3 protein-coding genes and 1 pseudogene are annotated in these 2531 nt (G+C 40.6%); 2 read left to right on the top strand and 2 right to left on the bottom strand.

Going from position 1 to position 2531, the window contains the following annotated elements; genetic code table 11:
* Together AAC033_RS18990 and AAC033_RS18985 are read left to right on the top strand one after the other, a co-directional pair.
* Positions 1-180, top strand: a pseudogene (locus AAC033_RS18990) (NAD(P)-dependent alcohol dehydrogenase); the annotation flags it as partial.
* Between the two features lie 116 nt (positions 181-296).
* Positions 297-878, top strand: coding sequence for an NAD(P)H-binding protein (locus AAC033_RS18985; RefSeq protein WP_339741134.1), 582 nt, complete (start codon positions 297-299; stop codon positions 876-878).
* A gap of 319 nt (positions 879-1197) precedes the next feature.
* Here the strand turns inward: AAC033_RS18985 and AAC033_RS18980 are convergent, their stop codons facing one another.
* Complete coding sequence (locus AAC033_RS18980) at positions 1198-1632, bottom strand: DUF6573 family protein (protein ID WP_339741132.1); 435 nt, start codon at positions 1630-1632, stop codon at positions 1198-1200.
* 638 nt (positions 1633-2270) lie between these two features.
* Positions 2271-2531 (bottom strand): transposase (locus AAC033_RS18975; protein WP_339741130.1); only part of this gene is annotated, 261 nt, incomplete at its 5' end.

The following is a 2531-nucleotide window of genomic DNA, read 5'->3' as shown; positions in this document are numbered from 1 at the left end:
GGATCAAATATTGGAGGAATAAAGGAAACACAAGAGATGTTGGACTTCTGTGCCAATCACGATATTACGGCCGATATTGAATTGATCCAAGTTGATCAGATCAATGACGCTTTTGAAAGATTGGAAAAGGGTGACGTGAAATATCGCTTTGTCGTCGATATGGCAACATTGAAAAGCTAATTGGGCAAAGGGGCTGCAATCCATAATAGACGCCAGCCCCTTCCTAAACTTCATACATAATTAATTGAGATCTTTTACCACGAGCGGTCAGGTTCCACAATTAACAACTTAAAGCCATCAAGAAGCTAATTTTTATCGGAGTAAATGGTGATCTTGCCAACCATGTGATTGAAGAATTACAGACGCAAAGCAATATTCGCCTGACGTTGTTTTTGAGACCTGCGAAACGTGGATTCAAAACGAATGTTGACAATGTCAGAATAATAGAAGGTGACTCACAGGATCACCGTGCTTTAACACGATCAATAGCCAGACACGATATCGTATTTTTAAATTTGACAGGTCATTCAGGAGAGGCATCCCGGAATATTACAACTGCGATGAAGGAAACCCACGTAAAGCGCATTATTGTAATATGCCCAATTGCTGTTTATGAAACTCCTTTGACTCCGATTGTAATCCCCTACAAGAAAATAGCAGATACCATAAGAAATTCGGGCCTTGAATATACGATAATACAGCCGACCTGGCTCACATGTACTGGCAGGTTGCACTATAAGGTAACCGGCGAAGTTGAATTTGAAAAAGGAATGGCTATTTCGCAAATTCAATTATTTCCTCTCATCAATAAGATTATGGAGGCTCACGAAAAGTATATGCTTAAAAACCTTCAAGCTAGCATACCAAATTCACAATGATTCGTTTTTGGATGGGATGAATTTTAGGTGCTGGTTTCGCCTCGATTTTTGAGAGCAATAAATGGAGCTTTAATTCACTCTATCAATACTGCCGTCTTTGCCTTCCTTACCCACCAGTTTCCAGAACACAAACGGAAACCCTTTTTCTCTTCTAAAGACAAGCCCTCCACATTCCTTCACTTGCTTGAAGTTGAAATAAAAGGGGAACCAAAAATTAGAGTCTCGATAAACTTTTTTAAAAATCACGTTCTGCTAAAAACCAAGAGAACGAACAAAAAAGGGGCACTCGGCCCCCGGTGTCTCAAATCATCAGAATGGACTAATCTTCAAATGGTTTCATAATGAAAATCGCCGGCGATGGATCGTCAAAATCACGGGCTGTAATCAGGGCTTTGAGAGTGACTTTCCGAAACAGCCGGTTCGATCTTTCTGCTACTTTTTCGTTCTGCTCCCAATCACCGTCATCCGGAAGTTGGACCAGCAACTTAAAAAGCAAGTGGGAAGAAGATTCCTTCCGGGCGAAAAAGGCAAACATAAACAGTACATCCCATAACCGGCCTGCTTCGTCCTGATGCCATTCCATTCCCATGGGAACTTCAACATATTTATCCCAAACAGTGCGGGTCAGGTAAACCGGATGACGGATCCCAGCTTCCTGGGAAATCTTTTGATCAACTTGAATCAGAAAACCATCATCAACGGCTTGTTTTGTAGAGTAAACTGAAATCGGCTTTAAACTCTTGAAATCATTCATAATAGATTGCTGCTGCCTTGCAGACTTTTTATGGCATCTGGCACGCCGTTAAACTTAAATTTTTGGCGTACTGGCATTGAGCTGTCCCGGATGAGGTCAACGGGTGCATGTCTGGTTTTCCGAGCGGAGAGCATGTGTGATTTGGAAAGGGAAAAGCTGAACGCATCCGAAGGAAACGAGCCACGAAAAGCGAGTTCCCCTTTACCGTTCCGGGAAGCGAAATAACTTGGTCGGAAATTTGAGTGTAAGAATCACTCCACTCCAAATAACCCCTTAAACAAAGTAGATTAAAAAAGTTGGGTGGAAACAAACAGAAGTTGGGTGGAAAGTTGGGTGCAAATTCTTACTGATATTGAAGGATTGTTAATACCTTGACATATTACTAAATTACTCATTGACCAGAAACGCGTAGAACCAATCTTTCAATACCAGTTTTACGGATTGAAAATGAGATTTTCCCGTATTTCCCCTACCGAATAGATGGCATCGAGAAAATGCCCTAAAGCCCAATCTTTGTCAATCGTGGATTTTACAACTCCGTGCTTTGCTGCCAAAGTAATTATTTCCTTCTGTAATATCATCTCTCAGTACTGTTTGTTACAAATATCTAATAACCTGAGTTCGATATAAGCAACGGGTTAATAAAGAGCCAATTGTCCAAAAGTTTGTTCTACATCATATTTTATTGATGGTTTCTTTGGAAGAAATGAATAAGCTAACAAGCCGGAAATCAGGTTTGTGAGGAAATTTCCGAAAGACCTGTGGCGTGAATGTTCAACCTGACAGATGTTTTTTAGTTCGTCGTTTATGGTTTCAATGATGGACCTTTTTCGGAGCAATATCTTGTCGTTCATTGACATAAGGCAATTCTTCATGTTCCTTTTTAAACCCGTAATAAG

This window comes from uncultured Sunxiuqinia sp., assembly GCF_963974515.1.
Lineage (GTDB): Bacteria > Bacteroidota > Bacteroidia > Bacteroidales > Prolixibacteraceae > Sunxiuqinia.
This window is presented reverse-complemented; position numbering and strand designations above follow the sequence as displayed.